We start from the raw sequence: 16,232 nt of genomic DNA on the forward strand, positions 1-16,232 counted from the left end.
AAATTAGGCTTGTAACGCCTCCTCTAATAGGTCAGTGTCCATATCGTTTCTTCTTTGAATTCATAAACTGATTCAGAAAGATTAAATAACGATCCTTAGTTAAAAAGGAGGAAGCGAGAATGTCACAAGGTATCGATGCAGATCGCGGGGCTGGCTGCGGCGGTCCAGTTTATGGTGGAGCATTCACTTCAACTGGAGCAATCCTCGTTCTGTTCATTCTGCTGGTCATCATTACGAGAAGCTTCTTGTTTGTTGGGGGCCCATATTAATTAGGCCGTCTATCTACAACAATTCAAGAGGAGGAATGAATCATGGGTGAAGTTGGAGGCGTTGGTTACGGAGGTGGAGGTTACGGAGGCGGAGGACTCTGGACCTCGACAGGTACGATCCTCGTTCTGTTTATTCTGCTGGTCATCATTACACGCACGTTCTTCATCTAATAGCTCATCTTGGATTTCTATGGAACAAAGCCCTGAAGCTTAAAGCTTCAGGGCTCTTTGTCATCATAATTAGGCAAGAAAATTATTGTTCCGTCAAAATCAAAGGGCCATCTGCCGTAATGGCAATCGTGTGCTCATACTGGGCAGACAGCTTGCCGTCCGCCGTGCGTGCCGTCCATTCATCGTCATCAATCGTAATGCGATAAGTTCCTTCATTAATCATCGGCTCAATCGTAAGCACCATGCCTTCCTTAAGCCGAATGCCTTTCCCCGCCATGCCTACATGTTCAAAGCTAGGCTCTTCATGCAGCGAGCGTCCTACCCCATGCCCAAGCAGATCCCGAACGACTGAGAAGCCATGCTGTTCGGCATGGGCTTGAATAGCGGAGGTAACATCGCCCAGACGGCCACCCGGAATCGCCCGTTCAATTCCGATATACAAGCACTCCTTGGTTACCTGCATCAGCTTTCGTGCGGTATCACTAATTTCTCCAACCGCATAGCACCAGGCTGAATCGCCAAACCAACCGTCATACTCCACAACGATATCAATTTTGGCGATATCCCCTTCCCGCAGCGGAGTCCGGTTAGGGAACCCATGAGCAACCACATCGTTTACGGAAGCACAGGTCTCAGCGGGAAAGCCGTTGTATCCTTTAGTAAACTGTTTGCCGCCAAGCTTTGTAATATGTTTAGCCACAAAATCGTTAATTTCCAGTGTAGTAATGCCGGGCTCAATCAGCTTGGCCAGCTCCCTGTGACAATCCGCCACAATTTGATTGGCCGGCCGCATCTGTTCAATTTCTTTAGAAGATTTCAAGGTAATCAACGTACAAGCACTCCTTTCATGTCAATATACAAAAATACACCTCTCCTGTATAAAAAGCAACTTCTTTCGAAATGAAAGTCTGCGGATACAGATAAAAGTACAAATGCCGAGGGCTCATTGCCACCGGCATTTGTATGTTATTCATCTTACCGATTTCCCACAAAATCCAAGCTTGGCCTTTAGCGGAACATTCCCCACAGCCGGATCAGGTGAAATGTATTTTTGGGATCAATTTTTTGTGCGAGTACAAATTGAGTGATCCGTTCTTCTTCCACCCCGGTCAGCCGTTCATTAAGCAGTGTCGACGACGTTCGGACAAGACGCCGCACTTTACCTGCATCCTGAAGATCCGCCTTGGTTAAGCCTTCCACCAACGCCTTTACCCGCTCCTTCGTGGCAGGATTCTTCATCTTAAGCTTTACCCGCTGCACCAGCTGCGGGCTGATTCCATACTGCTGATAGCTCAAGAGCTCACACCTCCAGTATAAATCCGTCCTTCTCCCAGTATATGACGGAAGGTCTGTCCAAGGTGCCTAATCGATGAGCTCTCCTTGCAAAATCTGCTCCGCCTGCAAATATTGCCGCAGCGGAGCATACACCGGCGAGGTCCAGAATGCCTCGCCGGCCACCAGTGCGGCGGCATCGTCCCGCGCCGCCTCAAGCACGGCATAATCGCCGACCATGTCCGCGATTCTAAATTCCGGCACGCCGCTCTGCTTCGTGCCGAAGAAATCACCGGGACCGCGCAGCTCAAGGTCCCGCCTTGCAACCTCGAAGCCGTCGTCCGTTTCGGTCATGACCTTCATCCGTTCCTGACCGACCTCCGACTTCGGATCCGCCATGAGCACGCAGTAGGAAGCGTGCTCCCCCCGGCCGACCCGGCCTCGCAGCTGATGCAGCTGCGACAACCCAAAACGGTCGGCATCCATAATGACCATCAGGGTCGCATTCGGCACATCGACCCCGACCTCAACCACCGTAGTCGAGACCAGAAGCTGAACCTCATTCGCATAGAAGGCGCGCATAACTTCATCCTTCTCCGCGGCGCTCATCCGTCCATGCAGCAGCCCGACCTTAAAATGAGGGAACGCCTGCTGCATCGCCACATAAAGATCAATGGCATTCTGCACATCAAGCTTGTCCGATTCCTCGATCAGCGGGCAAATGAGATAGGCCTGCCGCCCTTCCCCAATTTCACGGGAAATAAATCCTAGCACTCGGTCCATCATATCCGTCTTAACCCAATAGGTGGATATCGGTTTGCGGCCTTTAGGCCGCTCTGAAATCGTCGAGACATCCATATCCCCGAACGCGGTAATCGCCAAGGTGCGGGGAATCGGAGTCGCCGTCATCGTAAGCACGTCAGGGTTAAAGCCTTTGCGCCGCAAAATGCTGCGCTGATTCACGCCAAAGCGATGCTGTTCATCCGTAACCACCAGGCTCAAAGCCCGGAAGAAGACATCCTCCTGAATTAGAGCATGAGTGCCAACCACGATGTCGATCATCCCCATTTGAAGCGAAGCCAGTAAATCCTTGCGCTTGCGGCCGTTCACACTGCCTGTAAGCAGACCTACTGTGATACCGAACGGTTCAAACAGCTTTGTCAGTGAGCGGACATGCTGCTCGGCCAAGATTTCCGTGGGAACCATAAAGGCCCCCTGATAACCCGACTTCACGGCCGCATATAAGGCTATAGCTGCAATAACGGTCTTTCCTGAACCTACATCTCCCTGCAGCAGCCGATTCATACAGTACGGGGAGCGCATATCCTTCAGAATTTCCAGCTCTACCTTCTTCTGCGCATCGGTCAGCTCAAAGGGCAGGCTGCGGACGAATTCTCGCACCGTAGCATTATCCACCTCATGCCTAACCCCATCCATCCGTTCTTGATTCATGGCCCGGTAGGCCTGGAGCTTCAGCTGAAATAAGAAAAGCTCTTCATAAACCATACGGCGACGTGCCTGCTGCCCCTCCTCACTGTCCAGCGGCTGATGAATCCGCTGAATAGCCCGGCTGCGAGGCATAAGCTTGTATTTCTGTACAAGCTCAGGAGGCAAAACTTCAGAAATCATCCCTCCGAACTGGGCCAAAGCCTGATTCATCGTCTTGCGCATCCATGCCTGGGTAATCTTCCCCCCTACCGAATAGACCGGTTGGAGCGTTCCGCTGCGAACTGTTCCCTTATCAGGGAACTCTGATTCGGATACCGTCATTTGCTGACGTTTTAAGTCCCATTTCCCTGTTAAAGTAATTTCTCGCCCAGGTGTAAGCTGGTCCTTTAGAAAATGGCGGTTGAACCAGGTGGCATTAAACATCCACTCATCCGCCATCATCTTGCAGGTCAGCCTAGACTTCTTACCGTAGCGCTGCAGTACAGGGATGCCAAACACTTTGGCCTGCACGGTTACTTTATCTCCATCCTTCACTTCGCTCAAACTGCGAAGCCGATAGTCCTCATAACGAAATGGATAGTATTCTAGTAGATCATTCACCGTAAAGACGCCAAAGGCGTGAAGCTCTCCCTCTTTGAGAGCACTCACGCCGCTGATCTGCCGTACGGAAATTTTAGTTAATTCCATATGAATCGACCCCTCGCTTTAAGCAGGCCACACAAACACGGCAACGATGCCGGGCCCCACATGGGTACCTACAACTGCCCCAATATCTGAACGCACAACCTCGTGCAGTGTGAAATGCTTGGATAGTTCCTCTATGAACTCTCCGGCCAGCTCCGGATTGACGCCGTCGCACACGGCCACGTTAATATCTTTGTGATCCCCAAAATCATTCTGGAACAGCTCGATAATTCGGGCAACCGCCTTCCTACGCCCACGGGCTTTATCTGCTGCATAGATTACACCTTCTTCATCTACGGAAAGAATGGGCTTGATATTAAGCAAGGTGCCCAGCAGTGCCGCTGCTCTCCCTACGCGTCCTCCTTTTTGCAGATATTCCATCGTATCTACTAAGAAATAGAGATGACGCGCTTTGCGAAGCCGCTCTACCTCGGCCGCAATTTCCTCCACTGAAGCCCCTGCTTCAGCGAGGCGGGCCGCCGCAACAACCTGAAGGCCAAACCCATAGGAAGCGCACCGCGAATCAATAACTGTAATATCCAAGGAGCGCCCCAGCTCCTCTTCCAGCATTTCTTTGCCTAGCAGGGCGGACTGGAACGTTCCGCTCATACCGGTTGAAATATGAATTGAAATAATAGGGGACTCTGGATAGAGCTGAAGCAGCTCACGATAGACCTCCGTATATTCCGAAGGGGAGGTCTGCGATGTTGTAGGGAGCTCGCGTGTCTGCAGAAGCCGCTCATAGAACTGCTCTGCCGTCATATCTACACCTTCTAGATAGGACTTCTCTCCAAACATCACCCGCATCGGGATAACTTTAATCTTATGCTTCTCTACCGTCTCTCTTGGGATGTCCGCTGTGCTGTCTGTGACAATGATCGGTTGTGCCAAGCTGTTACCCCCTCTGTCTTATCTTACGGTTAGGCTTCTACCGAGAACAGATAGTAATAAATCGGCTGGCCGCCCGTATGAATTTCTACTTCTGCTTCAGGATAGCGTTCCTTGAGCCAGCCCGATAACAGCAGTGTATCGTTCTCATCGGCCTCTTCACCGGTCAGGATCGTAACAATCTCCTCCCCGGTCTGGATCATTTTGGAGAGCAGCTCCTGACAAGTTGCAATCAAGCCTTCCTCTGTGGCTACGATCTTGGAATCAGCAATACCGATGTAATGCCCGGCCCGGATCTCAAGCTCATCAAAAACGGTATCGCGTACCGCATAAGTAACCTGCCCTGTCTTCACATGGGCTACCGCAGCCAGCATACTGCTCTCATTCCAATCCGTGCTTTCATCCTCCTGGAAGGCGAAGGCGGCTGCAATGCCTTGCGGGATGCTCTTGCTCGGAATAACGGTTACGCTGCGCTCTTCTTCCAGCAGTTCCCTCGCTTGCTGAGCAGCAAGAACAATGTTGGAATTATTGGGAAGAATAAAGACATGCTGCGCAGAAATCGACTGAATCGCTTTAACAAAATCCTCCGTACTCGGATTCATGGTCTGACCGCCGGATAATACGATATCCACACCGAGACTGGTGAAAATATCAGATATTCCCTGTCCCGAGGCCACAGCAATAAAGCCGTATGGCGCAATTTCATCCGCAGGCGGGATCGCCGGCTCTGCAGTTCTAGGCGGCTCTGCCGGAATATCCGCGAACAGCTCAGGCGCAGGAGCAATATCCATTCCAGCCGTGAGCAAATCCCGGTGCTGCTCTCTCATGTTCAAAATATGAATTTGAGTAATCTCCCCGTAACGAAGCGCTAAATTCAACACTTCTCCCGGTGCCTTGGAGTGTACATGAACTTTGATTACTTCATCATCAGCAATCACGATAATGGAGTCCCCGTTCTGGGATAGGGCTCTCCGGAACGACTCCTCATCAAATGGCGTTCCTTTGGCTTCGCCCAGCTGACGGTTAATGAAGAACTCCATATCATATAAGAATTCAATATCCTCCGTCTCTAGCTTTGCCTGTGCAGATACAGGAGCGTCCACGGCCGGGCGGGATTCAGTGGCATAAGCAGCTGCAGCCTGGACCGGTATGGAAGCTTGTCCTACAGATACTGCAGGTGCTGTCTTTAGCTCCGGCTGGTAACTTGTGGTGCCGGATAAATAATCATAGAAGCCCTGATAAATATAGACAAGGCCCTGTCCACCGGAGTCCACCACACCTACTTGCTTGAGCACAGGCAGCAGCTCTGGGGTTTGGGACAAAGCTTCCTTGGCTTTGGATAGCACCTCTCCCATGAGCTCCGTAATATTCGATGTGCGCCGGGCTATATAGACAGCATGCTTTGCGGCTTCTTTGGCTACAGTCAAGATCGTGCCCTCTACCGGTTTAACCACCGCTTTATATGCTGTATCCACCCCATTCTGTAACGCAGCAGCAAATTGCGTAGGACTAAGCTCTTCGTATGAAGCCGAGTAGCGGCTGAAGCCGCGGAATAATTGAGATAATATAACGCCCGAGTTGCCCCGTGCGCCCATAAGGAGGCCTTTGGATAATACACCCGCACGAGCGCCTACACCGCCGGCTCCGTTTCTTCGCAATTCAGTTACCCCGGCTGTCATCGTTAGATTCATGTTTGTTCCAGTGTCCCCATCAGGCACCGGGAACACATTCAAGGAATTGACGTGTTCGGCATGTTGTTCAAGCTGTTCCGCTCCGGCCAATACCATTGCGGTGAAATCTGTTCCAATTAGAGAACGCTTACTCAATGAGAATTCCCCTTCCTAGCTAGATACGCGTACGCCTTGGCCCCGCAGCCTGCAGGCTGTAAGCCGGTTTGGCGTTTAGTTAGAAATGCTTATATAGTCAACAAACCCGAAAAAATATATAAGTATTAGTTATATATAAAACATTTTCCGGAGATTGGTCTATCCTTTTATTGAACTTTAAGACCTGCTTTTAGTTCAAAAATATTATGGGCTATTCAACATTGTACTATAAGAGAGAGGAGAAATAAATAAAAGATGCCAACCCTGCCTAAATAATGTTTACACAGCTGTTGACGTAGCTTTTTTTGCTGTGATATTATATTTAAAGTGTTGTGTTTTCAAGATAGTTGTCTTGGAATAAGGAGGTGTATTCAATGTCCCGCAGATGTTATGTTACAGGCAAGAAGCCAAGCAGCGGTAACCACGTGTCTCACGCTAACAACCGCAATCGGCGCTCTTGGGGCGTAAACGTGCAGAAAGTACGGATCTTGGTCAACGGCAAGCCGAAGCGCGTATACGTAAGTACCCGTGCGCTGAAGTCCGGCAAAGTGACTCGCGTTTAATTCCCTTATACGCATATAAACAAAAAGCACCTTTTCCCGGGAGAGGTGCTTTTTTAATGCCTTTCTACAGGTATCTTCAGTTATTGAAAGCGACACCCGTACGCCGTCTCTATTTAATTTTTATGAAATGTATTGAGAACAGCCTTCACAAAACCTCCTAAGAACTTCGGCAGCTTAAATGTGTAAAATTTCATGTTTCACCCTCCCCATCATTCTCATGGCTTCACCTTATTTTATGTTCCTGGTCCATAGCCTGTGTATTCATGCACAAAAAAAAGGCTACATGAGAATCGTGCTCATGTAACCATTTTTATGCGAACCGGGCACCGCCTATTCCTTAATGGCGAAGAGCGTGCCTGTCCCTTTTCATGATTTTAAACAAAAGACCTTATTGACCTTGTACAGCAATACTGCTGCGAAGATCCGCAATCGCAGATGCCCGGTCGCTGCGGCCAAATACCGCACTGCCGGCAACAAGCACATCGGCTCCTGCTTCAACGACAAGCGGAGCAGTCTCCGCCGTAATTCCGCCATCGACCTCAACATGAAGCTCAGGAATTCCATACTTCACCTGGAGCTCGCGAACCTCCCGAATCTTGCGCAAGGTTCCAGGGATGAAGGCTTGTCCTCCAAAACCGGGATTTACAGTCATGATCAGGACCAAATCCAAGTATTCCAGCACTTCAGCAATCGCCGAAACCGGGGTTCCCGGGTTAAGGGCAACCCCTGCCTTCACTCCGTGCTCCTTAATCAGATGAATCACCCGGTGCAGGTGTACACATGCCTCGGCATGAACGGTAATAAAATGAGCTCCTGCCTTAGCAAACGCCGGAACATAGTTCTCAGGCTGTTCAATCATTAAATGAACATCTAGAGGAAGCGTCGTATCCGGAGCAATCGACTGCATAACCATCGGTCCAAACGTCAGGTTTGGCACAAAATGTCCGTCCATGACATCCACATGGATCCAGTCTGCTCCGCCAGCTTCCACCTCCTGCACCTCGGCGCTCAATTTGGAAAAATCCGCAGATAAAATGGATGGGGCTATTTTAATCATATCGGTCAGTACCTCCGTTTCTTCTCTTTCATCTCTAGGTAGAATTGTAAATAATGCTCATAACGGCTGGAAGCAATCTCCCCACGTTCGACCGCTTCCCTGACCTGGCAGCCAGGCTCATGCTGGTGGCTGCATCCTCGGAACTTACACTCTGCTGCATAGTCTTCAAATTCACGGAAGCATGGCGAGAGCTCCTCTACGCCAAGCTCCAGAAAGTCCAGCTGGCTAAACCCTGGTGTGTCGGCTACAAACCCTCCGTTATCCAGCTCGATCAGCTCTACATGCCGGGTCGTATGACGACCCCGTCCAAGGCGAAGGCTGATTTCGCTAGTCTCAAGCTGAAGGCCTGGCAGCATCGCATTTAGCAAGGAAGACTTGCCGACACCTGATTGTCCGGCAAATACACTAATCTCACCGGCAAGCCGCCGCTTCACTTCTTCCGTACCTTCGCCTTTCAAAGAGCTTGTCACCAATACCTCATAGCCGATCTTACGGTAGAGCTCAACCGTCTGCCGGGTAAGCTCTGCAGCAGAACCATCTTCGTTTCCGCTTAATAAATCCTGCTTGGTCAAGCAGATCAGCGTGCGAAGACCCGCATGCTCGATATGTACAAGAAACTTGTCGAGCAGCTGAAGATTCAGGTCAGGCTCCCGCAAAGAGAAAAGCAGAACCGCTAAACGGGCATTCGCCACGGGGGGACGGATCAGCTCCGTCTCCCGCGGCAGAATTTCATCCACTGTGCCTTCCCCGTTCTCCGTCGGTGTATACAGCACATGATCCCCGACAAGCGGAGTGATCCCCTTCTTCTTAAAGATCCCCCGGCCCCGGCATTGAACCCATTCCTGGTCCAGACCTCCGCTCGGCTTCACATAATAATACCCGCTTAATGCTTTTACGATTAGACCTTCAGGCATTCTTCGGCCCCGCTTTCGTGTAAGTCTTCAATGAGTATAGCGGCTATCCTAGTTATCCTTTTTCTTGTCGTGCCCTTTTCCCTTATTGTTGGAACGCGCCTTCTCTGCCGTTGCATTTCCATTGCCGGAAGCCAGCTCGTTATTCTGACGCTCCACCATGCCGGTTACATCATCCGGGTTATCTACATCTGGATTATCCGGCTCGGTGTATTTCTCGTCCTGTTCTTGTTGAGCGGTTCCCGGGAGCTCCGGCACAGGAACAGTTCCCTGCTTGGCATCAATATAGCTTACAGGGAGAGAGCCGATCTGCTGACCATCCCGGAAGATGGACACGTATCCGTCTTTCTTCGGATCCAGTACCAAATCTACAGACAATGTCTGCAGGGTATTAATCGACTTGGTTCCCCAATCCTTATTGTCGCCCGTAGCATCAGAATAGACAATCCGAATCTTGCTGTTCTTGCCGGACTCAGCCGGTGCTACTGGGATGCCATAGGAATACGTAATCGCATCGGCGGGATAACCGCTGCTGACGGTAATCTTCACTTCCGTACCAGGCTCGGCGGAATCACCGGGCTTATACGGCCACTGGTCCATGACCTTGCCCTTCTCCACTGAATAACTGGACTGCTCTTCAATGCCGTCATTCGCGAGCTTTAGCCCCAGCTTCTCGATGGCAGCCTTGGCCTCCTTCACCGTCTTCCCTGAGAGGTCATCCATCGCTACCGTAGCTTTCCCCTTGCTGACAGTAAGCTGGATGCTGACTGTATCCGCATCAATATCCGCATCAGCCGCCGGATTCTGTGCAGTTACATTCCCTTCCGTCTGATCGCTGAACTCATCCACTCGGTTAATCGCTTCGGCCTTCACTCCAAGGTCCAACAGCTTCTGCCGGGCCTCCTCATAAGTGATACCGGTCAATGGCGGCATTTTAACCGTCGGCTTCTCGCTCGCCACGGAAATTTCAATCGTTGAGCCTTCCTTGACCTCTGAGCCTTCCGGCTTGCTCTGCTCATAGACCGTTCCCGGAGCAACGTCTTCCTTGTACTCTCGTTTGATCTCCGAACCAACCTCAAGCTTGACTTCAGCCAGTTTGGCCCGAGCTTGATCTTCGGTCAGTCCTATTACTTTAGGCACCGTTACTGTTGGAACAATAAACATTTTATTAAAATACCAGGTGAGCCCCAGCAAAATAGCAATAACAACGAGAACAATCCCCGCCCACATCGCAGGCTTTTTCCGATTCTTCTTGCCCTTGGACGAAGAATCCGGCTCAGGAACGGGCGCTTCTTCCTCCCGGGTCCGTCTAACACCGGATGACTTAGACTGCGGCTTGATCGCCGGAATAATTCGCGTGCTATCCTCATCCATGTCGTCGAAAGCGATCTTGGTCTCCGTTCTGCGCTCCGGAAGCAGACAAGTCTCCAGATCCAGCTGCATTTCCTTGGCAGATTGATAACGTTCATTTGGATTCTTGCGCATCGACTTCAGAATGATGTTCTCTACGCTCTGCGGAATCATCGGATTGAGTCGCCTTGGCTCCTCAAACTCCTCCTGCAAATGCTTCAGCGCTACACTAATCGGACTTTCTCCTAAGAAAGGAAGATGTCCTGTAAGCATCTGATAGAGAACGATCCCGAGAGAGTATAAGTCCGATTTCTCCCCGGCGGCCACGCCCTTGGCATGCTCGGGAGAGAAGTAATGAACCGAACCTACCACAGAGCCTGTCTGCGTGATCGTTGTGGAAGTAACAGCCCGGGCAATTCCGAAATCAGTCACCTTCACACGGCCGTTACGGCCGATCAGAATATTATGCGGTTTAATATCGCGATGGATAATTTGATTATGATGTGCATGGTCAAGCGCGTCGCAGATCTGAGAAGCAATGCGAATCGCCTCATCGACTTGCAGCGGCGCTCTCTCCTTTATAATTTCATTAAGATTCTGGCCTTCCACATATTCCATAACAATATAATGTGTATCTTCTTCCTGCCCTACATCGTAAATACTTACAACATTCGGGTGGGACAAAGAAGCCGCTGACTGGGCTTCCCGGCGGAAACGCCGGATAAATTCTTCGTCGTGTACAAATTGTTGGCGCAGCACCTTAATGGCTACATTTCGGTTGAGGAGCAAATCCTGCGCTCGATACACGAGCGCCATTCCACCTCCGCCAATACGTTCAATAATTTGATAACGACCGCCCAATTCGTGACCGATCATGACTTCCACTCCTTTATGCCGAGCCCCGCAGAGTCCGCTTGACGTTCCATAAGCACGACCGTAATATTGTCGTCTCCTCCGGCATCAAGCGCCAGCTGCAGCAGACTTTCGGCACGGCTCTGCAAAGAGCCGCCCGCCGTTCCTAAAATCTGAACCATACGGTCCGTAGATACATAACTGCTTAGTCCGTCACTGCACAGAAGGAACAGATCACCTTCACTAAACTCGATGGAGTTCAAATCAACGGCAACCTTCTCATCTGTGCCCAGTGCACGAGTCAGCACATTGCGGCGCGGATGCATTCCGGCCTCTTCTTGGCTAATCTGGCCATTCTTCACCAGCTCATTGACAAGCGTATGGTCTTCGGTGAGCTGAAACAACTGTCCATCCCTGTACTTGTAGGCACGGCTGTCACCGATATGTCCAAGCACGCCCTTGTCCTGTCCCAGCAGAAGAACAACCACGGTTGTTCCCATATTGTGATACTCTTCACTCTGTGAGGCCGCCTGATAAATCACTTGATTCGCATGAAGAATCGCATCCTGCACGGCCTTTCCACAGGCTTCGAGAGAGAGCGCAGCCGGGATGGCAGAGAGGTCTTCAACAATCGTCTCCACCGCCAGGCGGCTTGCCGTATCTCCTGCTTGATGCCCCCCCATTCCATCCGCTACGATCCCGAGCGTGTAGCCCTGCTCTAAGGGAGCTACCCAAGAAGAATCTTCGTTGACAGAACGAACATGTCCAACATCACTCACATACACAGTTCTAATCAAATAAAATCACCTCGCACCAGCCTCCATATGCTTGGCCCGCAGTTGTCCGCAGGCTGCCGCAATGTCATGTCCTTGCTCACGGCGAATCGTTACATTAATACCCTGATCCGCCAGAGCACGCTGAAATTTGAAGATATCATTTCGGGATGTCCGCACATATTTGCGTTCTGGGACATGGTTTACCGGAATCAGATTCACATGACACAGCATGTCTTTTAGAACATCAGCCAGTTCCTCAGCATGCTCCACCTGGTCATTCACGCCGCCGATCAAGGCGTATTCAAACGTAATTCTCCGTCCAGTCTTCGCCTGATAGTAACGGAGCGCATCCATTACGTCATTAAACGGAAAACGGCGGTTAACCGGCATCAGCTTGGAACGCAGCGCGTCATTAGGAGCATGAATGGAGATCGCCAGATTAATCTGAGTGTTCTCATCCGCAAATTTATAAATATTTGGAACAATCCCGCTAGTTGATACAGTAATATGCCGTTGACCGATATTCAAGCCCTTCTCATGGATCATCAGTCTCAAGAACTTCATGGTGGCATCGTAATTCTCAAACGGTTCGCCAGTTCCCATGATTACAATACTGCTTACACGCTCCCCGCGCTCATCCAGAATTTGCTGGGCCTTTACGACTTGGGCAACAATCTCGCCCGCCGTGAGGTCACGCTTCAAGCCGCCCAATGTAGAAGCGCAGAAGGTGCAGCCTACACGGCAGCCCACCTGGGTGGTTACACAGATGCTGTTCCCATAATTATGCTTCATGATGACGGTCTCGATCGCATGATCATCATGCAGGCCGAAGAGGAACTTCACCGTTCCATCCTTGGATTCAAACTTCGTGATCTCATTCAGCGTCACGAACTCGAACTGCTCGGTTAACTTCTGCCGCAAAGACTTGGACAAGTTCGTCATCTCATCAAAAGAGGATACTCGTTTGACATAAAGCCAATCAAAAATCTGCCCCCCGCGAAATGCCGGCTCGCTATTCTCTACAGCCCACTGTTGCAGTTCTTCTAAAGTATAATCATATATAAAAGGTTTCACTATTCACTCACCTGTTCTGTATTAATTATATAGCCAAAAAAGATTCTTTACCCACTCATTCTTCCCATTTTAGCATAAAACCAAAAGACACTAAAGTACAAAACCCGCTGGCAGAGCCAGCGGGCGGGGGAGAAGACCCGCAAAGCTACGAATTACGGATCAATCTGGCTATATAAAAACCATCCGAACCCGCGTCCTGAGGAAGTATTTGAAGCCCTGTGCTCTCCCGGCCCAGCGCATCTTCCAAAGCGGGAACGTTCATTTCCCAGGGAGCCTCAGTGTATTCAGAATGCCGGGCAAGGAAATCCTCCACCACCTCCGCATTCTCTGTACGCTCCATTGTACAGGTGCTGTAAACGAGCACTCCGCCCGGTTTAAGCAGGCCGCTGACGGCATCCAGCAGCTCCCGCTGAAGCAGCGAAATTGCTTCTACATCTTCTGTAGTCTTAGCCCACTTCAAATCAGGCTTGCGGCGAATTACCCCAAGACCGGAGCATGGCGCATCCAGCAAAATCCGGTCAAAGCTCGCCGGTTCAAAACGCTGCGGCAGAGCAAGAGCATCCCCCGTCTGCACATGAACATTGTTAAGGCTCAGCCGCTTTGCCTGATCGGCAATGAGCTTCGCTTTATGCGCATGCACATCATTGGCGATTACTTCGCCCGTTCCTGCCATACGCTCAGCAATGTGACAGCTCTTCCCTCCAGGAGCTGCACAGCAGTCAAGCACCGCCATTCCCGGCGCTGCACCGACAGCCGCTGCCACCAGCATGGAGCTTTCGTCCTGTACAGACAGCAGCCCTTCGCGGTACCAAGGCGAAAGCGCCATATTCCCGCCGCTCACCACAATAATTCCGTCTTCGGAGAGCTTGGACGGCTCGGCCACAACGCCTTCCTTGGCAAGCTGCTCAAGCAGCTGTTCACGCGTAGCTTTTGCGCGGTTCACCCTGACGCTAACTGCAGGCGGCTCATTATTCGCACGGCAGATTGCCTCTGCCGTCTCCTCACCGTACTGCTTGATCCAGCGAGCCACCATCCACTGCGGGTGGGAATGCTCCAGCGCAATGCGCTTGGCCGCCGGCAAATCCTCTGGCAGCTTGAGCTCATCCTTCTGGCGAATGACGTTCCGCAGCACGCCATTGACCATGCCTGCAATGCCCTGGTGCCCGCGCTTCTTCGCCAGATTTACCGCTTCGTTCACGGCGGCGTGATCCGGAATGCGATCCAAATAGTACAGCTGATAGAAGCTTAAGCGGAGCAAATTCCGAACCCAAGGAGCAAGCTTACCGAGCCCCTTGGTCACAAACTTACCAAGATAGTAATCAATCGTCGCCATTCGCGAGATCGTCCCGTAGACCAGCTCTGTAGCAAGCCCCGCATCTGCACTAGACAAGCCTGCCTTCTGCAGCGCTCCATTGAGCATTAAATTGCTGTAAGCTCCCTCCTGATCGACCTGGGTCAGCACATAAAGAGCCGTATCCCTCGCCGTCTTCGGAGCGCCTCCCTTTGGACCCTTCTGGCTGCTCAAGAGAACACCTCTCCTTTGGACAACAAGCCGCCCCGGACAAATTCCGCGGCCTCCATCGCCTTCTTGCCCGCCGGCTGAACCCGGGTCAAGATCACAGATCCGTCCCCAGTGCTGACCTCAATTCCTCGCGATGAAACATCCAGCACCGTTCCTGGAGCTTGTCCTCCCTGTGTGGAGGAATCAGCAGGCAACTCTACCGACCATACCTTGAACACCTCTTCATTCCAGAGCGTAAAGCCTCCAGAGAATGGAACCAGGCCGCGAACCCGATTGTAAATCTCCCGGGATGACGCGCTCCAGTCGATCCGCTCATCTTCCCGAGTTAAATTGGATGCATATGTAGACTCTGCGTCATTCTGAGGGATGCGTTCTGCCTTGCCTTCAAGAATTAACGGCAGCTGCTCCTTTAGCAGTTCAGCACCGGCCACGCTGAGCTTCTCGAACATGGTGCCTGAGGTGTCCTCGTCAAGAATTGGAACGATCTTGTGTGCAATCATGTCTCCCGTATCCAGGCCTTCAGCCATGTACATCAGTGTAATGCCAGTCTCCTTCTCGCCATTTATAATCGCGCGCTGAATCGGAGCACCTCCCCGATATTTCGGCAAAAGAGAGCCGTGCACATTAAGGCAACCGTGCTTAGGAAGATCAAGCACCTGCTTCGGCAAAATCTGTCCGTAAGCTGCGGTAACAATCAGGTCGGGGGCAAGCGCCGCCACCTCAGCTACAGCTTCTGGAGCGCGCATACGCTGTGGCTGCAGCACAGGAAGCCCATGTGCAAGCGCTGCTTCTTTAACAGGGGTCGGCGTTAATATCCTCTTACGGCCCTGGGGACGATCCGGCTGGGTCACAACTCCCACGACGTTATAGCCTTCGTTAATTAGCATTTCCAGGGAAGGCACCGCAAAAGCAGGCGTTCCCATAAATACGATATTTACCAAAGAACGTCACTCCTTCCCTTCCTCTTCTGGAGGATTCTCATAGACACGCTCTGCTAAATCCGTGTAGAGCACCCCGTTCAAATGATCAATCTCGTGCTGGAACGCCCGGGCAAGCAGATCAGTTCCCGTATAGGTCACTTCGTTTCCATTCCGGTCCAGCCCTTTTACAGTCACCTTTTGGGCACGTCTAACATCTCCGCGCAGGCCTGGGATACTTAAGCATCCTTCCGGACCGAACTGTTCTCCTTCCTTCGAGACGATCTCAGGATTGATGAGTTCAATCAGACCATTCTCATCACCTACATCCACTACAATCATCCGTTTCAGGATACCTACCTGGGGAGCTGCAAGTCCAACCCCCTCTGCGTGATACATCGTGTCCGCCATATCTGTCAACAGCTTCTGTACATTCGGGGTTATCTTCGTGACTTCCTTAGCAACCTGGTGAAGTACCTCATCCGGTTCCATTACAATAATTCTCAGTGCCATAGTTCTCTTCCCATCCTTTGCTCATCTAGTTAGATATATGAATAATCCAGAATTCAATCATTCAAGGGTTAAATCTCTGATCGACATATTATATGATACCTGAGCATTATATTTACACAATAGCATCGGGCAAAAACG

Annotated in this window: 17 protein-coding genes; 3 read left to right on the top strand and 14 right to left on the bottom strand. The window is 51.1% G+C overall.

Annotated features, from left to right (window positions below):
- Nucleotides 1–119: 119 nt before the first annotated feature.
- Both DCC85_RS23175 and DCC85_RS23595 read left to right on the top strand, forming a co-directional pair.
- On the top strand, nt 120–269 hold the full coding sequence (locus tag DCC85_RS23175; RefSeq protein WP_199909921.1) for a hypothetical protein: 150 nt from the start codon (nt 120–122) through the stop codon (nt 267–269).
- 42 nt (nt 270–311) lie between these two features.
- On the top strand, nt 312–440 hold the full coding sequence (locus DCC85_RS23595; protein ID WP_267896063.1) for a hypothetical protein: 129 nt from the start codon (nt 312–314) through the stop codon (nt 438–440).
- Nucleotides 441–522: 82 nt separating this feature from the next.
- Here the strand turns inward: DCC85_RS23595 and map are convergent, their stop codons facing one another.
- The 5 genes from map to DCC85_RS13590 all read right to left on the bottom strand — a co-directional run bounded on the left by map (nt 523) and on the right by DCC85_RS13590 (nt 6,559).
- The gene (gene map / locus DCC85_RS13570; RefSeq protein ID WP_108466081.1) at nt 523–1,269 is read right to left on the bottom strand and encodes a type I methionyl aminopeptidase; all 747 of its coding nucleotides are present in this window, start codon (nt 1,267–1,269) and stop codon (nt 523–525) included.
- Nucleotides 1,270–1,448: 179 nt separating this feature from the next.
- Complete coding sequence (locus tag DCC85_RS13575) at nt 1,449–1,736, bottom strand: stage VI sporulation protein F (protein WP_108466082.1); 288 nt, start codon at nt 1,734–1,736, stop codon at nt 1,449–1,451.
- A gap of 66 nt (nt 1,737–1,802) precedes the next feature.
- Complete coding sequence (gene recG / locus DCC85_RS13580; RefSeq protein ID WP_199909922.1) at nt 1,803–3,848, bottom strand: ATP-dependent DNA helicase RecG; 2,046 nt, start codon at nt 3,846–3,848, stop codon at nt 1,803–1,805.
- Nucleotides 3,849–3,866: 18 nt separating this feature from the next.
- Nucleotides 3,867–4,736 (bottom strand): DegV family protein, encoded by an 870-nt coding sequence (locus DCC85_RS13585; RefSeq protein ID WP_108466084.1) that lies wholly within the window; start codon nt 4,734–4,736, stop codon nt 3,867–3,869.
- Between the two features lie 29 nt (nt 4,737–4,765).
- Complete coding sequence (locus tag DCC85_RS13590; RefSeq protein ID WP_108466085.1) at nt 4,766–6,559, bottom strand: DAK2 domain-containing protein; 1,794 nt, start codon at nt 6,557–6,559, stop codon at nt 4,766–4,768.
- A gap of 374 nt (nt 6,560–6,933) precedes the next feature.
- On the opposite strand from DCC85_RS13590, the gene rpmB reads away from it, so the two are divergent.
- Nucleotides 6,934–7,122 (top strand): 50S ribosomal protein L28, encoded by a 189-nt coding sequence (gene rpmB / locus DCC85_RS13595; protein WP_108466086.1) that lies wholly within the window; start codon nt 6,934–6,936, stop codon nt 7,120–7,122.
- A gap of 113 nt (nt 7,123–7,235) precedes the next feature.
- On the opposite strand, the gene spoVM is transcribed toward rpmB, so the two are convergent.
- From spoVM to def, 9 genes are all read right to left on the bottom strand, one after another.
- Nucleotides 7,236–7,316 (bottom strand): stage V sporulation protein SpoVM, encoded by an 81-nt coding sequence (gene spoVM, locus DCC85_RS13600; RefSeq protein ID WP_036621610.1) that lies wholly within the window; start codon nt 7,314–7,316, stop codon nt 7,236–7,238.
- Nucleotides 7,317–7,510: 194 nt separating this feature from the next.
- Nucleotides 7,511–8,179, bottom strand: coding sequence for a ribulose-phosphate 3-epimerase (gene rpe, locus DCC85_RS13605; RefSeq protein ID WP_108466087.1), 669 nt, complete (start codon nt 8,177–8,179; stop codon nt 7,511–7,513).
- Between the two features lie 5 nt (nt 8,180–8,184).
- Nucleotides 8,185–9,093, bottom strand: a complete 909-nt coding sequence (gene rsgA, locus DCC85_RS13610; RefSeq protein WP_108466088.1) for a ribosome small subunit-dependent GTPase A — start codon at nt 9,091–9,093, stop codon at nt 8,185–8,187.
- A gap of 48 nt (nt 9,094–9,141) precedes the next feature.
- On the bottom strand, nt 9,142–11,316 hold the full coding sequence (gene pknB / locus DCC85_RS13615; RefSeq protein ID WP_108466089.1) for a Stk1 family PASTA domain-containing Ser/Thr kinase: 2,175 nt from the start codon (nt 11,314–11,316) through the stop codon (nt 9,142–9,144).
- Nucleotides 11,313–12,089 (bottom strand): Stp1/IreP family PP2C-type Ser/Thr phosphatase, encoded by a 777-nt coding sequence (locus tag DCC85_RS13620; protein ID WP_108466090.1) that lies wholly within the window; start codon nt 12,087–12,089, stop codon nt 11,313–11,315. Before DCC85_RS13620 ends, pknB begins: the two co-directional genes overlap by 4 nt.
- A gap of 6 nt (nt 12,090–12,095) precedes the next feature.
- A complete protein-coding gene (gene rlmN / locus DCC85_RS13625) occupies nt 12,096–13,142 on the bottom strand; it encodes a dual-specificity RNA methyltransferase RlmN (protein ID WP_108466091.1) in 1,047 nt (348 codons plus the stop codon).
- A gap of 145 nt (nt 13,143–13,287) precedes the next feature.
- A complete protein-coding gene (gene rsmB / locus DCC85_RS13630) occupies nt 13,288–14,667 on the bottom strand; it encodes a 16S rRNA (cytosine(967)-C(5))-methyltransferase RsmB (RefSeq protein WP_108466092.1) in 1,380 nt (459 codons plus the stop codon).
- Entirely contained in the window at nt 14,664–15,587 is a 924-nt protein-coding gene (gene fmt / locus DCC85_RS13635; RefSeq protein WP_108467866.1) for a methionyl-tRNA formyltransferase, read from the bottom strand. Before fmt ends, rsmB begins: the two co-directional genes overlap by 4 nt.
- Before the next feature lie 24 nt (nt 15,588–15,611).
- Complete coding sequence (gene def / locus DCC85_RS13640) at nt 15,612–16,094, bottom strand: peptide deformylase (protein ID WP_108466093.1); 483 nt, start codon at nt 16,092–16,094, stop codon at nt 15,612–15,614.
- Between the last annotated feature and the right edge of the window lie 138 nt (nt 16,095–16,232).

Origin of the sequence: Paenibacillus sp. CAA11, assembly GCF_003060825.1 — a bacterium.
GTDB lineage: Bacteria > Bacillota > Bacilli > Paenibacillales > Paenibacillaceae > Fontibacillus.

Bases quoted from the DNA above. Each gene is read 5' to 3' on its own strand.
- DCC85_RS23595 (WP_267896063.1), top strand. From the start codon at position 312: ATGGGTGAAGTTGGAGGCGTTGGTTACGGAGGTGGAGGTTACGGAGGC.
- rpmB (WP_108466086.1), top strand. From the start codon at position 6,934: ATGTCCCGCAGATGTTATGTTACAGGCAAGAAGCCAAGCAGCGGTAAC.
- recG (WP_199909922.1), bottom strand. From the start codon at position 3,848: ATGGAATTAACTAAAATTTCCGTACGGCAGATCAGCGGCGTGAGTGCT.
- rpe (WP_108466087.1), bottom strand. From the start codon at position 8,179: ATGATTAAAATAGCCCCATCCATTTTATCTGCGGATTTTTCCAAATTG.
- rsgA (WP_108466088.1), bottom strand. From the start codon at position 9,093: ATGCCTGAAGGTCTAATCGTAAAAGCATTAAGCGGGTATTATTATGTG.
- pknB (WP_108466089.1), bottom strand. From the start codon at position 11,316: ATGATCGGTCACGAATTGGGCGGTCGTTATCAAATTATTGAACGTATT.
- fmt (WP_108467866.1), bottom strand. From the start codon at position 15,587: ATGGGAACGCCTGCTTTTGCGGTGCCTTCCCTGGAAATGCTAATTAAC.
- spoVM (WP_036621610.1), bottom strand. From the start codon at position 7,316: ATGAAATTTTACACATTTAAGCTGCCGAAGTTCTTAGGAGGTTTTGTG.
- def (WP_108466093.1), bottom strand. From the start codon at position 16,094: ATGGCACTGAGAATTATTGTAATGGAACCGGATGAGGTACTTCACCAG.
- DCC85_RS23175 (WP_199909921.1), top strand. From the start codon at position 120: ATGTCACAAGGTATCGATGCAGATCGCGGGGCTGGCTGCGGCGGTCCA.